Origin of the sequence: Nonomuraea corallina, from assembly GCF_027620315.1 — a bacterium.
GTDB classification, from domain to species: Bacteria; Actinomycetota; Actinomycetes; order Streptosporangiales; family Streptosporangiaceae; genus Nonomuraea; species Nonomuraea corallina.
In genome coordinates, this window is the sequence record NZ_JAPNNL010000009.1 from 65,048 (window position 1) to 82,103 (window position 17,056).

The window sequence follows — 17,056 nt, forward strand, 5'->3', positions numbered from 1 at the left end:
GCAATGTCCAGCATCCCCGCCCTGCTCCGCGACCGGATCGCGGCCACCCCCGATGCCGAGGCGTACCGGACGCCATCAGGTGACGGCTGGACGTCGTTGTCCTGGCGCGCCACCGGTGAGCGGGTGCGCGAGCTGGCACTGGGCCTGGCCGGGCTCGGGGCGGGCCCGGACCGCCGGGTCTCGATCCTGTGCTCGACCCGCCTGGAATGGGTCCTGTGCGACCTGGCGGTGCTGTCCACCGGGGCCGCGACGACCACGATCTACCCGTCCAACACCGCCGCCGAGTGCGCGTTCGTCATCAACGACTCCGGCACCACGATCGTCATCGCGGAGAACGACGACCAGGTGGCCAAGCTGCGCTCGGTGCAGAAGGAGCTGCCGGACGTCACGCACGTGATCGTGATCGACGGCACGGCGAGCGACGACGGCTGGGTGATCCGGCTCGACGACGTGCCGGGCAAGGCCTCCGCCGACGCCGACTACGACGCGCTGGTCGACGCCATCGGCCAGGACGACCTGGCGACGCTCATCTACACCTCCGGCACCACGGGCCGGCCGAAGGGCGTCGAGCTCACGCACGACAACTGGCTGTACGCGGCGAGCGCGGTCCGCGAGATCGACCTGATCGCCCCCACCGACCTCCACTTCCTCTGGCTGCCGCTGTCGCACTCGTTCGGCAAGCTGCTGGAGGTCGTGATGATCGACATCGGCGTGCCGACCGCGATCGACGGGCGGCTCGACCGCATCGCCGACAACCTCGGCGAGCTGCGGCCGTCGTTCATGGCCGCGGCCCCGCGCATCTTCGAGAAGATCCACAACACGGTGGCGGCCACCCAGCAGCGCGAGGGCGGCGCCAAGCTGAAGATCTTCAACTGGGCGCGCAAGACCGGCGTGCGGGTGGTCCGCGCGCGCCGGCGTGGCGCCTCCATCCCGGTGACGACCAAGATCGAGTACGCGATCGCCGACCGGCTGGTGTTCAGCAAGCTCCGCGCCCGCTTCGGCGGTCAGATCCGCTACTTCATCTCCGGGGCCGCGCCGCTGTCCCAGGACATCGCCGAGTTCTTCGACGCGGCCGGGCTGACGATCCTGGAGGGCTACGGGCTCACCGAGTCCTCGGCGGGCAGCTTCCTCAACCGCCCGGACAGCGTGCGGTTCGGCTCGGTGGGCCTGCCGCTGCCCGGCACGCAGGTGCGGATCGCCGAGGACGGCGAGATCCTCATCGGCGGGCGCGGCATCATGCGCGGCTACCACGGCCTGCCGGAGGAGACGGCCGAGGCGCTGCGGGACGGCTGGCTGCACACCGGCGACATCGGCGAGCTCGACGACGAGGGCCGCCTGGTCATCACCGACCGCAAGAAGGAGCTGATCAAGACCTCCGGCGGCAAGTACGTCGCCCCGACCCACCTGGAGGGCCGGATCAAGGCCGCCTGTCCGTTCCTGTCCCACGTGTTCGTGCACGGCGACCGCCGCAACTACTGCTCGGCGCTGGTGACGCTCGACATGGACGTGGCCAGGCCCTGGGCCGAGGCCGAGGGCCTGCCGGTGGACCCGGAGAAGCTGCGCGAGCACCCGCGGATGCGCGAGGAGGTCCAGAAGGCGATCGACCAGGTGAACGCCGACCAGGCCAGCTACGCCACGATCAAGAAGTTCGCGATCCTGTCGCAGGACTTCACGGTCGAGACCGGCGAGCTGACGCCCAGCCTGAAGGTCAAGCGCAAGGCCGTCGAAGAGCGCTACGGCGAGACCCTCGACTCCTTCTACGACGCGTAGGCACCGCCGCGGCCGCTTTCGACAGCCCCGTCAGGGGCGCTTGAAGGCGGCCAGCAGGCGGTCGGCGGCGAGCGCCGGGGTGAGCGTCCCGGCGAGCACCTCGCGCTCGACGCCGGCGCGGATCTCCGACACCCGCGGGTCGTCGCGCAGCTCGGCCAGCAGCCGGTCGCGCACCATCGACCAGGTCCAGCCCACCTGCTGGCGGCGGCGCTTGGCCGCCAGGTCCAGCCCCTCCTGGTGGGCCAGGACCTGCCGCCACAGCTCCTCCAGCCCGTCGCCGGTGAGCCCGCTGCAGGTCAGCACGGGCGGCGGCGTGGTGTCGGAGCGGAGCATGCGCAGCGCCCCGGCCAGCTCCCGCGCGGCCTTGCGCGCCGCCATCGCGTGCTCGCCGTCGGCCTTGTTCACCGCGATGACGTCCGCCAGCTCCAGCACGCCCTTCTTGATGCCCTGCAGCTGGTCCCCGGTACGGGCGAGCGTGAGCAGCAGGAACGTGTCGACCATGTCGGCGACCGCGGTCTCCGACTGCCCGACGCCGACGGTCTCCACCAGCACCACGTCGAACCCGGCCGCCTCCACCACGACCATCGCCTCCCGGGTGGCCTTGGCCACGCCGCCGAGCGTGCCGGACGTGGGCGAGGGCCTGATGAACGCGGCCGGGTCGACGGACAGCCGCGACATCCGGGTCTTGTCGCCCAGGATGCTGCCGCCGGTCCTGGTGGAGGACGGGTCCACGGCCAGCACCGCCACCTGGTGGCCCTGCCCCGTCAGCATCGTGCCGAGCCCGTCGATGAACGTCGACTTGCCCACCCCGGGCACTCCGGAGATCCCCACCCGCCGCGCGTCGCCGGTCAGCGGGGTCAGCTCGACGAGGAGTTCCTGCGCCATCGCCATGTGGTCGGGCCTGGTGGACTCCACGAGCGTGATGGCGCGGGCGACCCAGGCCCGCGCCCCCGCCTTGACGCCCCGTACGTAGTCCTCCAGCGAGCGCACGCCCCATCCCTTCCTTCGCGAGTCCGGCCGCGCCTGTGCGACGGCCATCCCGTCCCCCCTCCCCCGCCACGAGGACGACACCCTCGCGGAACTCCGGCCGGCGCGAGGAAGAGGGGGCCGCCCCGGCGCCGGGGCGGCTCACCCGTGCGGGAGTCCTACGACCGCCCGCGCAGGTCCTCCAGCAGCTCCAGGGCGGCGGTGGCGATCACCGTGCCGGGCGGGAAGATCGCGGCGGCCCCGGCGGCGCGCAGCTCGGCGAAGTCGTCCGGCGGGATGACGCCGCCCGCCACGATCATGATGTCCCCGGCGCCGAGGTCGGCCAGCGCCTTCTTCAGCGCGGGCACCAGGGTGAGATGACCGGCGGCGAGCGTGGAGACGCCGACGATGTGCACGTCGGCCTCGACCGCCTGCCTGGCCACCTCCTCCGGCGTCTGGAACAGCGGGCCGACGTCGACGTCGAAGCCCAGGTCGGCGAAGGCGGTGGCGATCACCTTCTGGCCGCGGTCATGCCCGTCCTGACCCATCTTGGCCACCAGGATGCGCGGCCTGCGGCCCTCGGCGCGCTCGAACGCGGCGCACGCCTCGCGGGCGCGCTCGATGTCGGCGGCCGGGCCGGCCTCGTCGCGGTACACACCGGAAATGGTACGGACCTGCTCGGCGTGCCTGCCGAACACCTGCTCCAGGGCCGCGGAGATCTCGCCCACGGTGGCCTTGGCGCGGGCGGCGTCCACGGAGAGCTTGAGCAGGTTGGCGTCGAGCCCCGGAGCCGGGTTGGCGGCGGCGTGGGTGAGCGCGTCCAGCGCCCGCCGGACCGCGTCCTCGTCCCGCTCGGCGCGCAGCCTGCGCAGCTTCTCCAGCTGCTGGGCGCGGACCGAGCTGTTGTCGACCTTGAGCACCTCGATCGGCTCGTCCGCCTCGGGCCGGTAGGTGTTCACGCCGATCACCGGCTGGCGGCCGGAGTCGATGCGGGCCTGGGTGCGGGCCGCGGCCTCCTCGATGCGGAGCTTGGGCAGCCCCGCCTCGATGGCCTTGGCCATGCCGCCGGCGGCCTCCACCTCCTGGATGTGCTCCCAGGCCCGCTCGGCCAGGTCGTGGGTGAGCCGCTCGACGTAGTAGGAGCCGCCCCACGGGTCGATCACCTGCGTGGTGCCCGACTCCTGCTGGAGCAGGATCTGGGTGTTGCGGGCGATCCTGGCGGAGAAGTCGGTGGGCAGCGCGAGCGCCTCGTCCAGGGCGTTGGTGTGCAGCGACTGGGTGTGGCCCTGGGTGGCGGCCATGGCCTCGACGCAGGTGCGCGCGACGTTGTTGAATACGTCCTGCGCGGTCAGCGACCAGCCCGAGGTCTGCGAGTGCGTGCGCAGGCTGAGCGACTTCGGGTTCTTCGCCCCGAACCCGTCGACCAGCTTGGCCCACAGCAGCCTGGCGGCCCGGAGCTTGGCGACCTCCATGAAGAAGTTCATGCCGATGCACCAGAAGAACGACAGCCGCGGCGCGAACCGGTCCACGTCCATCCCGGCGGCGACCCCGGCCCGCAGGTACTCGACCCCGTCGGCCAGGGTGTAGGCGAGCTCCAGGTCGCAGGTGGCCCCGGCCTCCTGGATGTGGTAGCCGGAGATGCTGATGGAGTTGAACTTCGGCATCTTCTCGCTGGTGTACGCGAAGATGTCGGAGATGATCCGCATGGACGGCGCAGGCGGATAGATGTAGGTGTTCCGTACCATGAACTCCTTGAGGATGTCGTTCTGGATGGTGCCGGCCAGCTGCTCCGGCTCCACCCCCTGCTCCTCGGCCGCCACGATGTAGAGCGCCAGGATCGGCAGCACGGCGCCGTTCATGGTCATGGACACCGACATGCGGTCCAGCGGGATGCCGTCGAAGAGCTGGCGCATGTCGTAGATCGAGTCGATCGCCACCCCGGCCATGCCGACGTCGCCGGCCACGCGCGGGTGGTCGGAGTCGTAGCCCCGGTGGGTGGCCAGGTCGAAGGCCACCGACAGGCCCTTCTGCCCGGCGGCCAGGTTGCGGCGGTAGAAGGCGTTGGAGTCCTCGGCCGTGGAGAAGCCCGCGTACTGGCGGATGGTCCACGGCTGGTTGACGTACATGGTCGGGTACGGGCCGCGCAGGTAGGGCGCGGCGCCGGGGTAGGTGCCCAGGAAGTCGAGCCCTTCCAAATCGCGGCCCGTGTAGAGCGGCTTGACCGCGATCCCTTCCGGCGTCTCCCAGGCGGGCGCGTCCGGCCCCGGGCCGTCGCTCCCTGACGGGCGGGCCGTGAGCGGGACGGTCGAGAAGTCGGGGATCACCGGGTCACCTCCAGGTCGCGGAAGGTCGTGCGCAGGACGTCCAGCGCGTCGCAGCCGGCGTGGACGCGGCCGTCGACGCCGGCGTAGTCGCCCTTGCCCGCCAGCCAGACCGTGCGCGCGCCGGCCCGTTTGAGCGCGGCGGCGACCGCCTCGGCGTGCTGGCCGTAGAGCTTGTCGCTGGAGCACAGGCAGGCGACGGTGGCGCCGCTGACGGCGAAGGCGGTGGCGATCTGCTCGGGGTCGGCGCCGGGGCCCGCGGTCTCGGTGGCCAGGCCGCCGGCCCGGAAGAGGTTGGCGGCGAACGCGGCCCTCGGGGTGTGCACGGCGACCGGCCCGATCGTGGCCAGGAACACCTTGGGCCGCTCGGCCTGCGCGTCGGCCAGGTCACGCAGCTCCTCGAACTCCTGCGCGTACCGGAACGTCGGCAGCCCGGCGGCGAGGGCGGCGGGCGAGTGTGAGGCCAGGAACGGACCGCCGCCGGCTCCGTTGAGCGGCTTCTCGTCCAGGTCGGGGAACTCGCTGACGCCGGTGATCGGGAGGCGGCGGTGCGCGAGGTCGGCGGCGCGGCGCTCCCGGGTGGCGGCGACGCGGCCGGCCACCAGCTCGGCGCCGGCCTCGATGCCGCCGGCCGCCTCGATCTCCTGGAACCAGGCCCAGGCCCGCTCCGCCAGCTCCTCGGTGCGGCGCTCGACGTACCAGGACCCGCCCGACGGGTCGACGACCCGTCCGACGCCGGCCTCCTCCAGCAGCAGCGACTGCGTGTTGCGGGCGATGCGGCGGGAGAACGCGTCCGGCCGCCGGACCACCGCGTCGAACGGCTGCACCGTCACCGCGTCGGCGCCGCCGACGCCGGCGGCGAAGCAGGCGACGGTGGTGCGGAGCATGTTCACCCACGGGTCACGGGCGGTCATCATGGCCGAGCTGGTCACCGCGTGCTGGCGCTGCGGCCCGGAGGCGCCGGTCACCTCGGTCACCCGGTCCCACAGCCGCCTGGCCGCCCGCAGCTTGGCGATGGTGGCGAACTGGTCGTCGGTGGCGGCGTAGCGGAATTCGAGCTGGTCGCACGCCTGCTGGACGGTGAGGCCGGCGGCGGTGAGCGCGCGCAGCCCGGCCACCGCCAGCGCGAGCGAGCAGCCGAGCTCCTCGGCGTCGCCGCCGCCCGCGTCGTGGTACGGGGTCGCGTCCACCATCACGGCCCGCAGCCCGGGGCGCCCGGCGGCGCACGCGGCGGCCAGCGCGGGAGCGTCCGGGCTGAGCGGCGAGGCGCCCAGGTTGCCCCGGAGCGGGGTGTCACCGGCCAGCGCGAGCAGGGCCTCGGCGGCCTCGCCCGTCAGCTCGCCCGCTTCCAGGACGACCGGCGCCAGGTCGAGCAGGACGCCCTTCAGCACGCGGGGCAGCTCGGACACCGGGATCGCGCCGTCGCCGACGACGAGCCAGAGCGAGGTCACCCCGTTCTCCAGGTCGGCCATCACCGCCTCGGGGTCGGGCAGCGCGTGCCGCTGCCTGACGTCCCAGCCTCCTCCGGGCCGCGCACCCCGGTCGAACGGGGCCGAGGCGGGCAGATCGGCGGCGTCGTAGAGCGGCGCGACGGCCAGCCCGTCATAGGTCGAATGGGACAGCGCCTCTTCGGGCGTCTCCGCGTCGACGCCGGACTTGCGCAGCACCGCTGTGGCCAACGCCCGCCAGTCGTCGCGCGAGGTGGAAGGAAACCCCGCAGCCAGTTCCATGGTCGGATAGTACGCATACCCCGATTTACGAGGTAACACGGGTGGCGGAGTTTTACGTCACAGGAGCTTCCCAGGTGAGCCGCCAGGTGACGGGACCGACGACGCCGTCGTCCTCGATCCCCTGCTGGCGCTGGAACGTCCGGCACACCTCGCGCGAGGCCGGCCCGTACGCGCCGTCGACGTCGAGTTCGAAGCCCCGCTCTGCCATCCTGGCCTGCCACGTGCGCACGTCGTCACCCCGCGTCACCGGCGGATAGGTGAGCAGGCGGCCGGGGAACGGCGGCGCGCCGGGCGGCTCGGGCTCGCCTGGACCGTCGCCCTGCCCGGGCCGGGGCGCGCCCCTGCGCACCCACCCGTAGAGCGGCTCGCCGGGGCAGTCGGTGGCGTAGCCGTCACGGTGCCCCTTGATCTCCCTGCCGGCGCGGCCGTTCTGCCGGGCGTGCTCGATCGCGTCCAGGATCGCGTGCAGCATCCCGTCGGGTGGTTGCACCAGCCCTGAGTTGCCCACCAGGCCGAGCACCGCGTAGTGGCCCTGGTTCAGCCCCGCGCCGTTGGCGGCGGGCAGGCGGTTCAGGCCGCGGCCTTCGAACACCCGCCGATGCGAACAGGCCACGAACGAGTAGCCAATGTCCATCCACCCGTTCCCATCCATGTGGGAGTTCTGGATCGACCGGACCAGCGCGGCGCAGCGGTCATGCTCGTCCACGGTCCGGGGATCGACCCGGCCGCCCGTGTAGTGGACCTTCACGCCCCTGGTGGAGTCCAGCCGCGTGTAGCTCCCCCGCGGCGATCGGGCGCCCCACGCCGTCCTACTGATCAGATCGATGGCCATGCCTGCACTCCCGTTTTGCATCAGCTTGAGCACCGAGCGTAGGGCGTGACCTCCGAACAGGTGAGATCTTTCGCCTGAATTTACCTATGGGCGGATTACCCGCGCTTCCGTCACGATCGCCGTGATCAGGTCATGTGGGGTCACGTCGAAGGCCGGATTGATCGCGTCGGTGCCTTCGGGGGCTACCCGGGCGCCGCGGAACGCCACGATCTCGTCCGCCCCCCGGTCCTCGATCTCGATGTGCTCGCCCGACGGGGTGGCCGCGTCGATCGTGCTCTCCGGGGCGACGACAATGAACGGCACCCCGGCCCGCGCCGCGCCGAGGGCCAGCGCGTACGAGCCGATCTTGTTGGCGGTGTCGCCGTTGGCGGCGATCCGGTCGGCGCCGATGAGCACCGCGTCGACGCCTCCCCTGGCCAGCAGGTAGGGCCCCGCGCCGTCGGTGACCAGGCGGTGCGGCGCGCCCATCCTGCCCAGCTCCCAGGCGGTGAGCCGGGCGCCCTGCAGCAGGGGACGGGTCTCCAGGGCGAGCACCTCGGCGAGCCGGCCGCGCTCGTGCAGCGTCTGCGCGACGCCGAGCGCGGTGCCCCGCTCGACGCAGGCCAGGCCGCCGGTGTTGCACACGGTCATGATGCGCAGCCGGTCGCCCTGGAGCAGGTCGCCCTGGAGCAGGTCGGCGCCGCGCTCGCCCATGGCGTGACAGGCCGCGATGTCGTCGTCCCTGACCTGCAGCGCCGTCTCCAGCACCGCCTCGGGGCCCTCCTCGATGCGGGCGGCGGCCCGGTCGACGCCCCAGGCCAGGTTGACGGCGGTGGGCCGGGCGGCGCGCAGGCGGGCGACGGCCTCCCGGTCGCCGCGGGCCAGCGCCACGCCGAGCGCGCCGGCCACGCCGAGCGCGGGGGCGCCCCGCACCGCGAGCCTGCGGATCGCGCCGATCAGCTCGTCCACGGTGTGGACGCGCAGGGTCACGCAGGCGTCGGGCAGCCTGGTCTGGTCGATGAGCTCGATGGCGCCGTCGACCCAGTCGATGGTCCTCACGCGTCGAACGCTAGCGCAGCCCCGGCGCCGGACCGGATCCGACGAAGATCCACTCGGTCTCCGCGTTCTGCTTGTGGGCCGATCTGCCGGTGCGTATCTTGATCGATACCTCGTCGGCACCGGCGCCGTGGGATCTTCGCGCCCCTCCGGGCGCCGGCCGGTGTCGCCCGACGGATCTTCCCCTGCTTGTTCACCCACGCCGCGCCTTCATGCGGCGTTCTTTGGTACAGAAGGGAAAAGATGGACAGGATATTACGCACGGGGCAGCGCGCCGTGTGCGCGGTGACCGCCGCGAGCGCCCTGCTCGTCGCCGGAGCGGGCGGCGCCGCCGCCACCGCCGCCGCCACCACCGCCACCGCCACCGCCACCGCGGCCACCATCACGGTCAAGCCCTCGGCCGACACCACGTACACGCAGGTGGTCCAGGACGGGGACACCAGCGCCAAGACCACCCTGGCGACCTGCCCGGCCCTGTGCGACCAGAACCCCGCGGGCGAGCGCATGGCCGTCGTCGGCTTCACCGTCGCGGGACTTCCCGCCGGCGCGACGAACATCAAGGCGCGGCTGGAACTGTACGCCTGGACGGCCTCGGCCAGCACCACGACCACCGCCTACCGGGCGAGCGGCGGCGCGGGCGGCTCCGGAACCTGGGCGAGCAGGCCCACCCTCGGCGCGGCGCTCGACTCCGACACCGCGGTGACCCAGGGCCACAACGCCTGGGACGTGTCCTCCGCGGTGACGGGCAACGGCGCGGTGGCCTTCGCCGTCCGCCAGTCGACCCGCAACACGAGGGTCTACTGGGCCTCCAGCGAGAACGCCACCGCCACCGCGCGGCCGCGGCTGGTGATCTCCTACACCGCGCCCACGGCGAGCCCGTCCCCCAGCGCCTCGCCCAGTCCTTCCCCCAGCCCGTCCCCCGGCTGGCGGCTCGTGTGGTCCGACGAGTTCGACGGCACCGCGCTGAACACGACCAAGTGGAACGCCCGCGACTCCTACGTGGACTACGACCGCGCCTGCATCACCAGCCGCGCCAAGAACGTCTTCGTCAAGGACGGCGCGCTGACCATCCGGGCGCACAAGGAGAACTACACGTGCGGGGGCTCGACCCGGTCCTACACGACCGGCTACCTCGACACCAGGACCAAGGCGTCGTTCACCTACGGCCGCTTCGAGGCCCGGATCAAGTCGCCCAACGGGCCAGCGAACTCGCGGGGCCTGTGGCCCGCCTTCTGGATGCGGCCCGACGACGGCGGCAACGGCGAGATCGACGTCACCGAGCTCCCGGGAGGCTCCGCCTACTACAAGGCGGCGACGGCGGCCATCTTCCGCGACTACAAGCCGACCAAGAACGACTTCCGCTACAGCTTCCCCTCCGGTCACCCCGGTGACGGCTTCCACACCTACACCACCGAATGGGAACCGGGCGTGATCCGCTGGTACGTCGACGGCCGGGAGATCTGGCGCCGCGACGGTGACACCACGTCGTGGCTGGAGGAGACCTTCGGCGCGGACGCCACCTACAAGCGCAAGTTCCACCTGCGGCTGAACTTCCAGATCGGCGGCTGGCTGGGCGATCCCGACGCCACGACCACCCTGCCGGCCGACTTCGTCGTCGACCACGTGCGGGTCTGGCAGCGCTGAGCGGGCGGCCCGGCTAAAGTCTTCGACACGCACCTCCGGGGATGTGATCATAGACCTCATGTCTGTCATCAGGGAGGTGCCGTTCCCCAGTCAGGAAGACGCCGAGCTTCCCATGAACGTCTGGCTCGACGACTCCGACTCCGCCGTCGACGTGATCGACGCGCTGGCCCTGTCGCCGTTCGCGACGGGGCACCAGCCGTGGTCGCGGGTGGCCAACCTGGAGCGGGTCCGCGCCGACGCGCCGCTGCGGCCCGCCGAGGGCCGCGTGGTGCGCACCGCCGTGGTCGAGGACGGCATGGAGTCCCGCCTGATCATCGGCGACGGCTGGACGTTGCGGGTGGTCAGGCACCGCAACCGCTCGGCCACGCTGAGCGTGAGCGCGACCAGCGAGGAGCTGGCCCGCTCGGTGCTCAAGGAGAGCGTGGCCGGCGCGGAGGAGGCCGCGCCCGAGACCGACCACGTGGAGATGGGGTTCTGGTGGCGTGGCACCCACGGCGGCAACCGGTCGGAGAAGCCGATCACCGCCCAGCCGTGGGACCAGATCAGCGGCAACTACGCCGAGCGGGTGCGCGGCCCGCTCGGCGACCTGATGCGGGTCACGCCCGGCGACGTCAACGGCCGTCTCCTGCTGCTGCATGGCCCTCCGGGCACCGGCAAGACGACGCTGCTGCGCACGCTGGCCAAGCAGTGGCAGGACTGGTGTCAGGTCGACTGCGTGCTCGACCCCGAGCGGCTGTTCGACGAGCCCGGCTACCTGATGGAGGTGGCCGTCGGCTACGACAACGACGAGGACGACAAGCAGCGCTGGCGGCTGCTCGTGCTGGAGGACTGCGACGAGCTGATCGGCGCGGCGGCCAAGACGCAGGCGGGGCAGGGCCTGTCGCGGCTGCTCAACCTGACCGACGGCCTGCTCGGCCAGGGCCGTGACGTGCTGGTGGCGATCACCACCAACGAGGACCTGACCCGGCTGCACCCCGCCGTGGTGCGTCCCGGCCGCTGCCTGGCGCAGCTGGAGGTCGGCCCGCTGTCGCGGCAGGAGGCGGTCGCGTGGCTGGGCTCCTCCGACGGCGTCGGCCCGTCCGGCGCGACCCTCGCCGAGCTGTACGCGCTGCGCTCGGGCCGCGTCTTCACCGCCGCCCCCTCCGACGAGAGCACGGGCCTGTATCTCTGATCCTCACACCGGGGTCTCCACGAGGGCCCGGGCGGCGATCCTGGCCGCGAGGACGTGCTTGCACGGGCCCCGGGAGCCGCGGTGGTCGAACCACCACGGGCAGGTGCACGACCCGGCCTCGACCCGCACCTGGCGCAGGCCGCCTGACGTGGTGACCTCCGCCAGGTCGCCGTCCAGCCGGACGGCCCCCGACTCCACCAGGGCGCGGGCCGCGGTCAGGCGCGGGTTGAGCTGCGCCACCTGGTCGCGGTCGTACGGGAGCTCGCGGTGGAAGTGGGACGCCTCGTGCAGGTCGTACCCGACCCGGCCGGCGGTGCCGAGCTGGGTGAGCGCGGCACGCACCCGGGCGGGCGTCAGGCCGGAGCGGTCGGCGAGCAGCCCGACCTCCACGGCGGGCTCGAAGTTCAGCAGCACGCCGATCAGGTCGGCGTCGGCGGCGGCCTCATCGGTGGCGAGGTCCTCCAGCACCTGGCCCTCGCCGGAGAAGCCGCGCCACGGCTCCGGGGAGACCGCCAGCGTGTAGCGCATCCCGGGCAGCTCCAGCTCCCAGGCGGCGGCCTGGCCGTCGCCCGCCGGGCCGTACACGCGCAGCGCCTTGGCGAACCTGAGCAGCGGCATGAGCGTGGCGATCCGCCCGGGCCCGGACAGGCAGACGGCGCCGCGGCCGGGACCGGCGGCCAGGCGCAGCTCCCGCCCGGCGGGCACGGCCCAGACGGTGCCGCGGGCGCCGCGGGGCAGCGAGCGCAGGAAGCGCACCGCCTGCGGGCCGTTCAGCTCGGCCCGCAGGTCGAACCCTGCGGCGATCACCTGAACCTCGGCGAAGCCGCGCAGCCAGCGGGTGGGCAGCGGCACCTTCTTCTCCACCACGGCCCCGTCGAGCGTGGTGACGGTCAGCTCGTCGGGGCCGACGCCCAGGTGGAGCGGGTCACGGCCGCCGACCCGGCGCAGCGACTCACGCAGCGGGCCGTTGACGTCGACGTTGGTGGTGCCGCGGTCGAGCACCTCGCCGTCGAGCGCGGTCACGTCGAGCCGGGCGTAGACGCCGCCGCAGGCGGAGAACGACTCGAACCTGAGCCGGTCGCCGTCGCACGTCACCACCGGGTCGCGGGTCCAGCCGGGGCGCGGCTGGTGGTAGCGGGCCATCGCCACGTCGGCGACCGCCAGCAGGCCCGCCGCGGCCGGGGCGGCCTGGGTGAGCAGGCCGCTGAAGAATCTGGGGTGCGTGTGGGGCCCGGACAGCGCCGTGCCGCCAGAGGTGGACAGGCCGAGCCGGCCGTCGGCGAGGGCGGAGGGCCCGGCATAGGCGTACGCCTGCACTGCTTGAGTCATGGCCCGGACGATAGAGATCGCCACCGACAATCGGGCAGTACGTAAAACATCCGATGCGTGACCTGCGGCGCGGCTCCACAATGGGGCCGGTGCTCACCGTCGACCGGGCCCGCGTCGCCCTCACCCGCTTCACCGTGCCCCCGATCGCCGGTGACGGCTGGACCAGTGACGAGCACCCGATCGGCTTCCCCGCGACGCAGCTGGTGCCGTCGTGGACCGCGCGCACCCCGCCGGGCTCCTGGATCGAGGTCGAGCTGCAGGCCGTCACCGCCGAGGGTCGCCGCACCCGGTGGTACGTGATGGGCCGCTGGTCGGAGCGGGGCGGGCCGCGCACGTCGGTCGCCGGTCAGGGTGACGAGGACGGCGACGTGGCGGTCGACACGTTCGTGGCCCGGCGGCCCCTGTCGGCCTACCGGGTGCGGGTGCGGGCGTGCGGGACGGGCGCCCGCGTCGACGGGCTCGCGGTGATGGCGTCGGCGCTGCCCGCGCGCCCGCCGGCGGGCTCGCCGCCGTCCGGCGCCGGGCCGGTGCGGCTGGAGGTGCCCGAACACTGGCAGCACGCGCACGCAGGCCACCATCCCGAGTACGACGGCGGCGGCGCCAACTGGTGCGGCCCGGCGGCGACGGCCATGGTGCTGGCCTACTGGGGCCGCGGGCCGGACGACCTGGACCGCGCGGGCTGCCCGCAGCCGGCCGTCGACCACGCCGCGCGCGGCACCTACGACAGCGGCTACCTGGGCACCGGCAACTGGCCGTTCAACGTCGCCTACGCGGGCTCGTACGGGCTGCGCGGGTTCGTGACCCGGTTGAGGTCGGCGGCCGAGCTGGAGCGGTTCGCCCGGGCCGGGATCCCGGTCGTGGTGTCGCTGTCGTTCAAGGAGCCGGAGCTGCCCGGAGCCGGCTACTCCACGAGCGGGAACCTCATCGTGGTGACCGGCTTCACCGCCGGGGGCGACGTGCGGGTCAACGACCCCGCCGTGCCCGACGGCCGGGTGCGCCGGGTGTATCCGCGCGCGGCGTTCGAGCACGTGTGGCTGCGGCGCTCCGGGAGCGGCGGCATCGCGTACGTCCTGCATCCCCCTGAGATGTCCCTGCCCGAGTCTGATGGCAATTGGTGAGAGATGAGTATCCGAGCGATTGAGGTGGCCCGCGCGGACGGCGGGCCTCAGTGGGTCGAGGCCGTGTCCACGCCCGCGGGCGTCGAGGTGTGGTGGGACGAGCCGCGCCCGCACGAGGGCGGCAGGCGGTGCGTGGTGCGGCGGCTGCCCGGCGGTGAGCGCGAGGACGCGCTGCCCGAGGGCTGGAACGCGCGCAACCGGGTGATCGAGTACGGCGGCCGGTCGTGGCGGCCGCTGCCCGGCGGCGGCCTGGTGTTCACGCACTGGGACGACCAGCGCGTCTATCGCATCGGCGGCGCCGGACCGGTGCCGCTGACGCCGCCGGGGCCGGCCCGCTACGCCGACCTGTTCCTGCCGCCGGGCCGGGACGAGGTGTGGGCCGTGCGGGAGATCGAGGACGTGCGCGACCTGGTGGCCGTCCCGCTGTCCGGCGGCGGCGTCCGGGTGATCGCGAAGGCGCAGCGTTTCCTGATGAACCCGCGCCTGTCCCCCGGCGGCGGGCACGTCTCCTGGATCGGCTGGGACCATCCGAACATGCCGTGGGACGGCACCGAGCTCTGCGTCGCCCCGCTCGGCGCGGACGGCGTCGCGGGCCCGTGCACGGTGGTGGCGGGCGGCCCTCGGGAGTCGGTCGTGCAGGCCGAGTGGCGCGACGACGAGACCCTCTACGCGGTCACCGACCCGACCGGCTGGTGGAACGTGCACGAGATCGGCCGCGACGGCGTCCGGGGCCGCAACCTCACGCCGATGGAGCTGGAGTTCGGCAACGCGCCGTGGAAGCCGGGCCTGACCTGGATGGCGCTCGCCGGCGACCGCCTGGTGCTGGTGTACGGGACGGCCGACCGGCGGCGGCTGGGCGTGCTCGATCCCGCCACCGGCGAGCTGCGCGAGCTCGGCGGCGAGGCCACCCACTGGGGCTCGACCGTGTCGGCGGCCGGCGGCAAGGTCGCGGCGGTGCGGGCGACCCCGCACACGCCCCCGGAGGTCGTGCTGATCGACCTGGGCAGCGGCGAGCGCGAGACCGTCTCGGCGCCCAGGCCGCTGCCCGACCGGGCGCTGCTGCCCGAGCCGGAGGCGATGACGGTCGAGGGGGTGCACGCGCACGTGTACCCGCCGCTCGGCGTGCGCGGCCCCGCCCCGTACGTGATCTTCGTGCACGGCGGGCCGACCGGCAGCAGCCCGCTCATGCTCGACCTGGAGATCGCCTATTTCACCAGCCGCGGGCTGGGCGTGGCCGAGGTCAACTACGGCGGCTCGGCCGGGTACGGGCGGGCCTACCGGGAGCGGCTGCGCCACCAGTGGGGCGTGGTCGACGTGCAGGACTGCGCGAAGGTGGCGCGCGGGCTGGTGGAGCTGGGCCGCGCCGACGCGGCCAGGATCGCGATCCGGGGCGGCAGCGCCGGCGGCTGGACGACGGTGGCGGCGCTGGTGCACAGCGACGTGTTCGCGGGCGGCGTCGCGCAGTACGCGATCACCGACCCGGAGAGCTGGGCGGCCGAGACGCACGACTTCGAGTCGCGCTACCTCGACGGGCTGATCGGGCCGCTGCCCGAGACCCGTCAGCGCTACACCGACCGCTCGCCGCTGCTGCACGCGCACCGGGCGTCCGGCCCGTGCCTGATGCTGCACGGGCTGGAGGACGCCATCGTGGACGTGAGCCAGGCCGAGCGGTTCGTCGCCGAGCTGGACCGGCACGGAAAGCGGTGGGCGCTGCTCACCTTCCCCGGCGAGCAGCACGGCTGGCGCAGGGAAGAGACGATCGTCGCGGCGCTGGAGGCCGAGCTGGCCTTCTACGGGCAGCTGTTCGGGTTCGAGACGCCCGAGGTCGCGCCGCTGAAGCTGGAGGGTGGAAAGTGAAGGACGTCGCCGAGATCTGCTCGGACCTGATCAGGTTCGACACCACCAACCCGGGCTCGGGTGAGCGCCCGGCCGCCGAGTACGTCGCCACGCTGCTGGCCGACGCCGGGCTGGAGCCGGTGGTGTTCGAGTCGGCGCCCCGGCGCACGACCGTCGTGGCGAGGATGGCCGGCGACTCCCCCGACGCGCTCCTGATCCACGGCCACCTGGACGTGGTGCCCGCCGACCCGGCCGAGTGGCGGCTGCCCCCGTTCTCCGGCGAGATCGCCGACGGCTGCGTCCACGGCAGGGGCGCGGTCGACATGAAGGGCTCGTGCGCGATGACGCTGGCCACCGTGCTCGGCATGCGGGCGCGCGGGCAGCGGCCGAAGCGCGACGTGGTGCTGGCGTTCCTGGCCGACGAGGAGGCGACCGGCGACTACGGCTCGCGGCACGCGGTGGCCGAGCACCGGGAGCTGTTCGACGGGGTGACGCAGGCGATCAGCGAGTCGGGCGGCTTCAGCGTCGACGCCGGCGGCCACCGGGTCTATCCGGTGGCGGTCGGCGAGCGCGGCACCGCCTGGATGAAGCTGACCGCGCACGGCGTGGCCGGTCACGGCTCCAAGCCCGCGGCCGACAACCCGGTGGCCACGCTGGCGCACGCGCTGTCGCGGGTGGCCGCGCACCCGTGGCCGGTCCGGCTCACGCCGTCCGTCGCGGCGCTGATCCAGCAGCTGGGGGACCTCACCGGGCAGCCGGTGGACCTGGACCGGCTGGACGCCGAGGCGGCCCGGCTGGGCCCGCTGGGCCGGCTGTTCCAGGGCCAGATCCGCAACTCGGCCAACCCGACGATGCTGGACGCGGGCTACAAGGTGAACGTGATCCCCTCCTCCGCCGAGGCGCACGTCGACGGCCGTTACCTGCCGGGGTTACGGGAGGAGTTCCTGGAGACGCTCGACGAGCTGCTCGGCCCGAAGATCACCCGGGAGTTCGTCAACCTGGAGGACGCCCCGGCGGCCCCGTACCCGTCGTCGTTCTTCGACGAGCTGGCCGACTCGCTGGTCGCCGAGGATCCGCTGGCCAGGCCGGTGCCGTACGTGATGAGCGGCGGCACCGACGCCAAGTCGTTCGCCCGGATCGGCATCGAGGGGTACGGGTTCGCGCCGCTCATGCTGCGGCCGGATCTGGATTACTTCGGCATGTTCCACGGCAAGGACGAGCGGGTGCCGGTCGCGGGCCTGGAGTTCGGCACCCGGGTCCTGACGAGGCTGCTCACCTGACGGGCCTCACTCCGTGCGCCGCCG

Annotated in this window: 12 protein-coding genes; 6 read left to right on the forward strand and 6 right to left on the reverse strand. The window is 73.3% G+C overall.

Annotated features, from left to right (window positions below; all coding sequences use genetic code 11):
• Window positions 1–3: 3 nt before the first annotated feature.
• Complete coding sequence (locus OUY22_RS04235) at window positions 4–1,770, forward strand: AMP-dependent synthetase/ligase (RefSeq protein ID WP_270153390.1); 1,767 nt, start codon at window positions 4–6, stop codon at window positions 1,768–1,770.
• Between the two features lie 30 nt (window positions 1,771–1,800).
• Here the strand turns inward: OUY22_RS04235 and meaB are convergent, their stop codons facing one another.
• From meaB to mtnA, 5 genes are all read right to left on the reverse strand, one after another.
• Window positions 1,801–2,808 (reverse strand): methylmalonyl Co-A mutase-associated GTPase MeaB, encoded by a 1,008-nt coding sequence (gene meaB, locus OUY22_RS04240; RefSeq protein ID WP_270153391.1) that lies wholly within the window; start codon window positions 2,806–2,808, stop codon window positions 1,801–1,803.
• A gap of 107 nt (window positions 2,809–2,915) precedes the next feature.
• Window positions 2,916–5,060, reverse strand: a complete 2,145-nt coding sequence (gene scpA / locus OUY22_RS04245) for a methylmalonyl-CoA mutase (RefSeq protein WP_270153392.1) — start codon at window positions 5,058–5,060, stop codon at window positions 2,916–2,918.
• Window positions 5,057–6,787 carry a methylmalonyl-CoA mutase family protein gene (locus tag OUY22_RS04250; RefSeq protein WP_270153393.1) on the reverse strand — a complete coding sequence of 577 codons (1,731 nt, stop codon included), beginning with the start codon at window positions 6,785–6,787 and terminating at the stop codon, window positions 5,057–5,059. Before OUY22_RS04250 ends, scpA begins: the two co-directional genes overlap by 4 nt.
• Window positions 6,788–6,839: 52 nt before the next feature.
• Complete coding sequence (locus OUY22_RS04255; protein ID WP_270153394.1) at window positions 6,840–7,619, reverse strand: peptidoglycan recognition protein family protein; 780 nt, start codon at window positions 7,617–7,619, stop codon at window positions 6,840–6,842.
• A gap of 84 nt (window positions 7,620–7,703) precedes the next feature.
• Window positions 7,704–8,657: an S-methyl-5-thioribose-1-phosphate isomerase gene (mtnA, locus tag OUY22_RS04260; RefSeq protein ID WP_270153395.1), complete on the reverse strand. Its 954-nt coding sequence runs from the start codon at window positions 8,655–8,657 to the stop codon at window positions 7,704–7,706.
• 240 nt (window positions 8,658–8,897) lie between these two features.
• On the opposite strand from mtnA, the gene OUY22_RS04265 reads away from it, so the two are divergent.
• Together OUY22_RS04265 and OUY22_RS04270 are read left to right on the forward strand one after the other, a co-directional pair.
• Window positions 8,898–10,298, forward strand: a complete 1,401-nt coding sequence (locus OUY22_RS04265; RefSeq protein WP_270153397.1) for a glycoside hydrolase family 16 protein — start codon at window positions 8,898–8,900, stop codon at window positions 10,296–10,298.
• 58 nt (window positions 10,299–10,356) lie between these two features.
• A complete protein-coding gene (locus tag OUY22_RS04270) occupies window positions 10,357–11,469 on the forward strand; it encodes a DUF5925 domain-containing protein (protein ID WP_270153398.1) in 1,113 nt (370 codons plus the stop codon).
• 3 nt (window positions 11,470–11,472) lie between these two features.
• On the opposite strand, the gene OUY22_RS04275 is transcribed toward OUY22_RS04270, so the two are convergent.
• Window positions 11,473–12,798, reverse strand: a complete 1,326-nt coding sequence (locus OUY22_RS04275) for an SWIM zinc finger family protein (protein ID WP_270153399.1) — start codon at window positions 12,796–12,798, stop codon at window positions 11,473–11,475.
• 80 nt (window positions 12,799–12,878) lie between these two features.
• Here OUY22_RS04275 and OUY22_RS04280 point away from each other — a divergent pair, with 80 nt between their 5' ends.
• The 3 genes from OUY22_RS04280 to OUY22_RS04290 are packed head-to-tail and all read left to right on the forward strand — an operon-like array spanning window position 12,879 to window position 17,032.
• Window positions 12,879–13,916, forward strand: coding sequence for a peptidase C39 family protein (locus OUY22_RS04280; protein ID WP_270153404.1), 1,038 nt, complete (start codon window positions 12,879–12,881; stop codon window positions 13,914–13,916).
• A gap of 3 nt (window positions 13,917–13,919) precedes the next feature.
• Window positions 13,920–15,773 (forward strand): S9 family peptidase, encoded by a 1,854-nt coding sequence (locus OUY22_RS04285; protein ID WP_270153400.1) that lies wholly within the window; start codon window positions 13,920–13,922, stop codon window positions 15,771–15,773.
• On the forward strand, window positions 15,770–17,032 hold the full coding sequence (locus OUY22_RS04290; RefSeq protein ID WP_270153401.1) for a M20/M25/M40 family metallo-hydrolase: 1,263 nt from the start codon (window positions 15,770–15,772) through the stop codon (window positions 17,030–17,032). Before OUY22_RS04285 ends, OUY22_RS04290 begins: the two co-directional genes overlap by 4 nt.
• Window positions 17,033–17,056 lie beyond the last annotated feature (24 nt).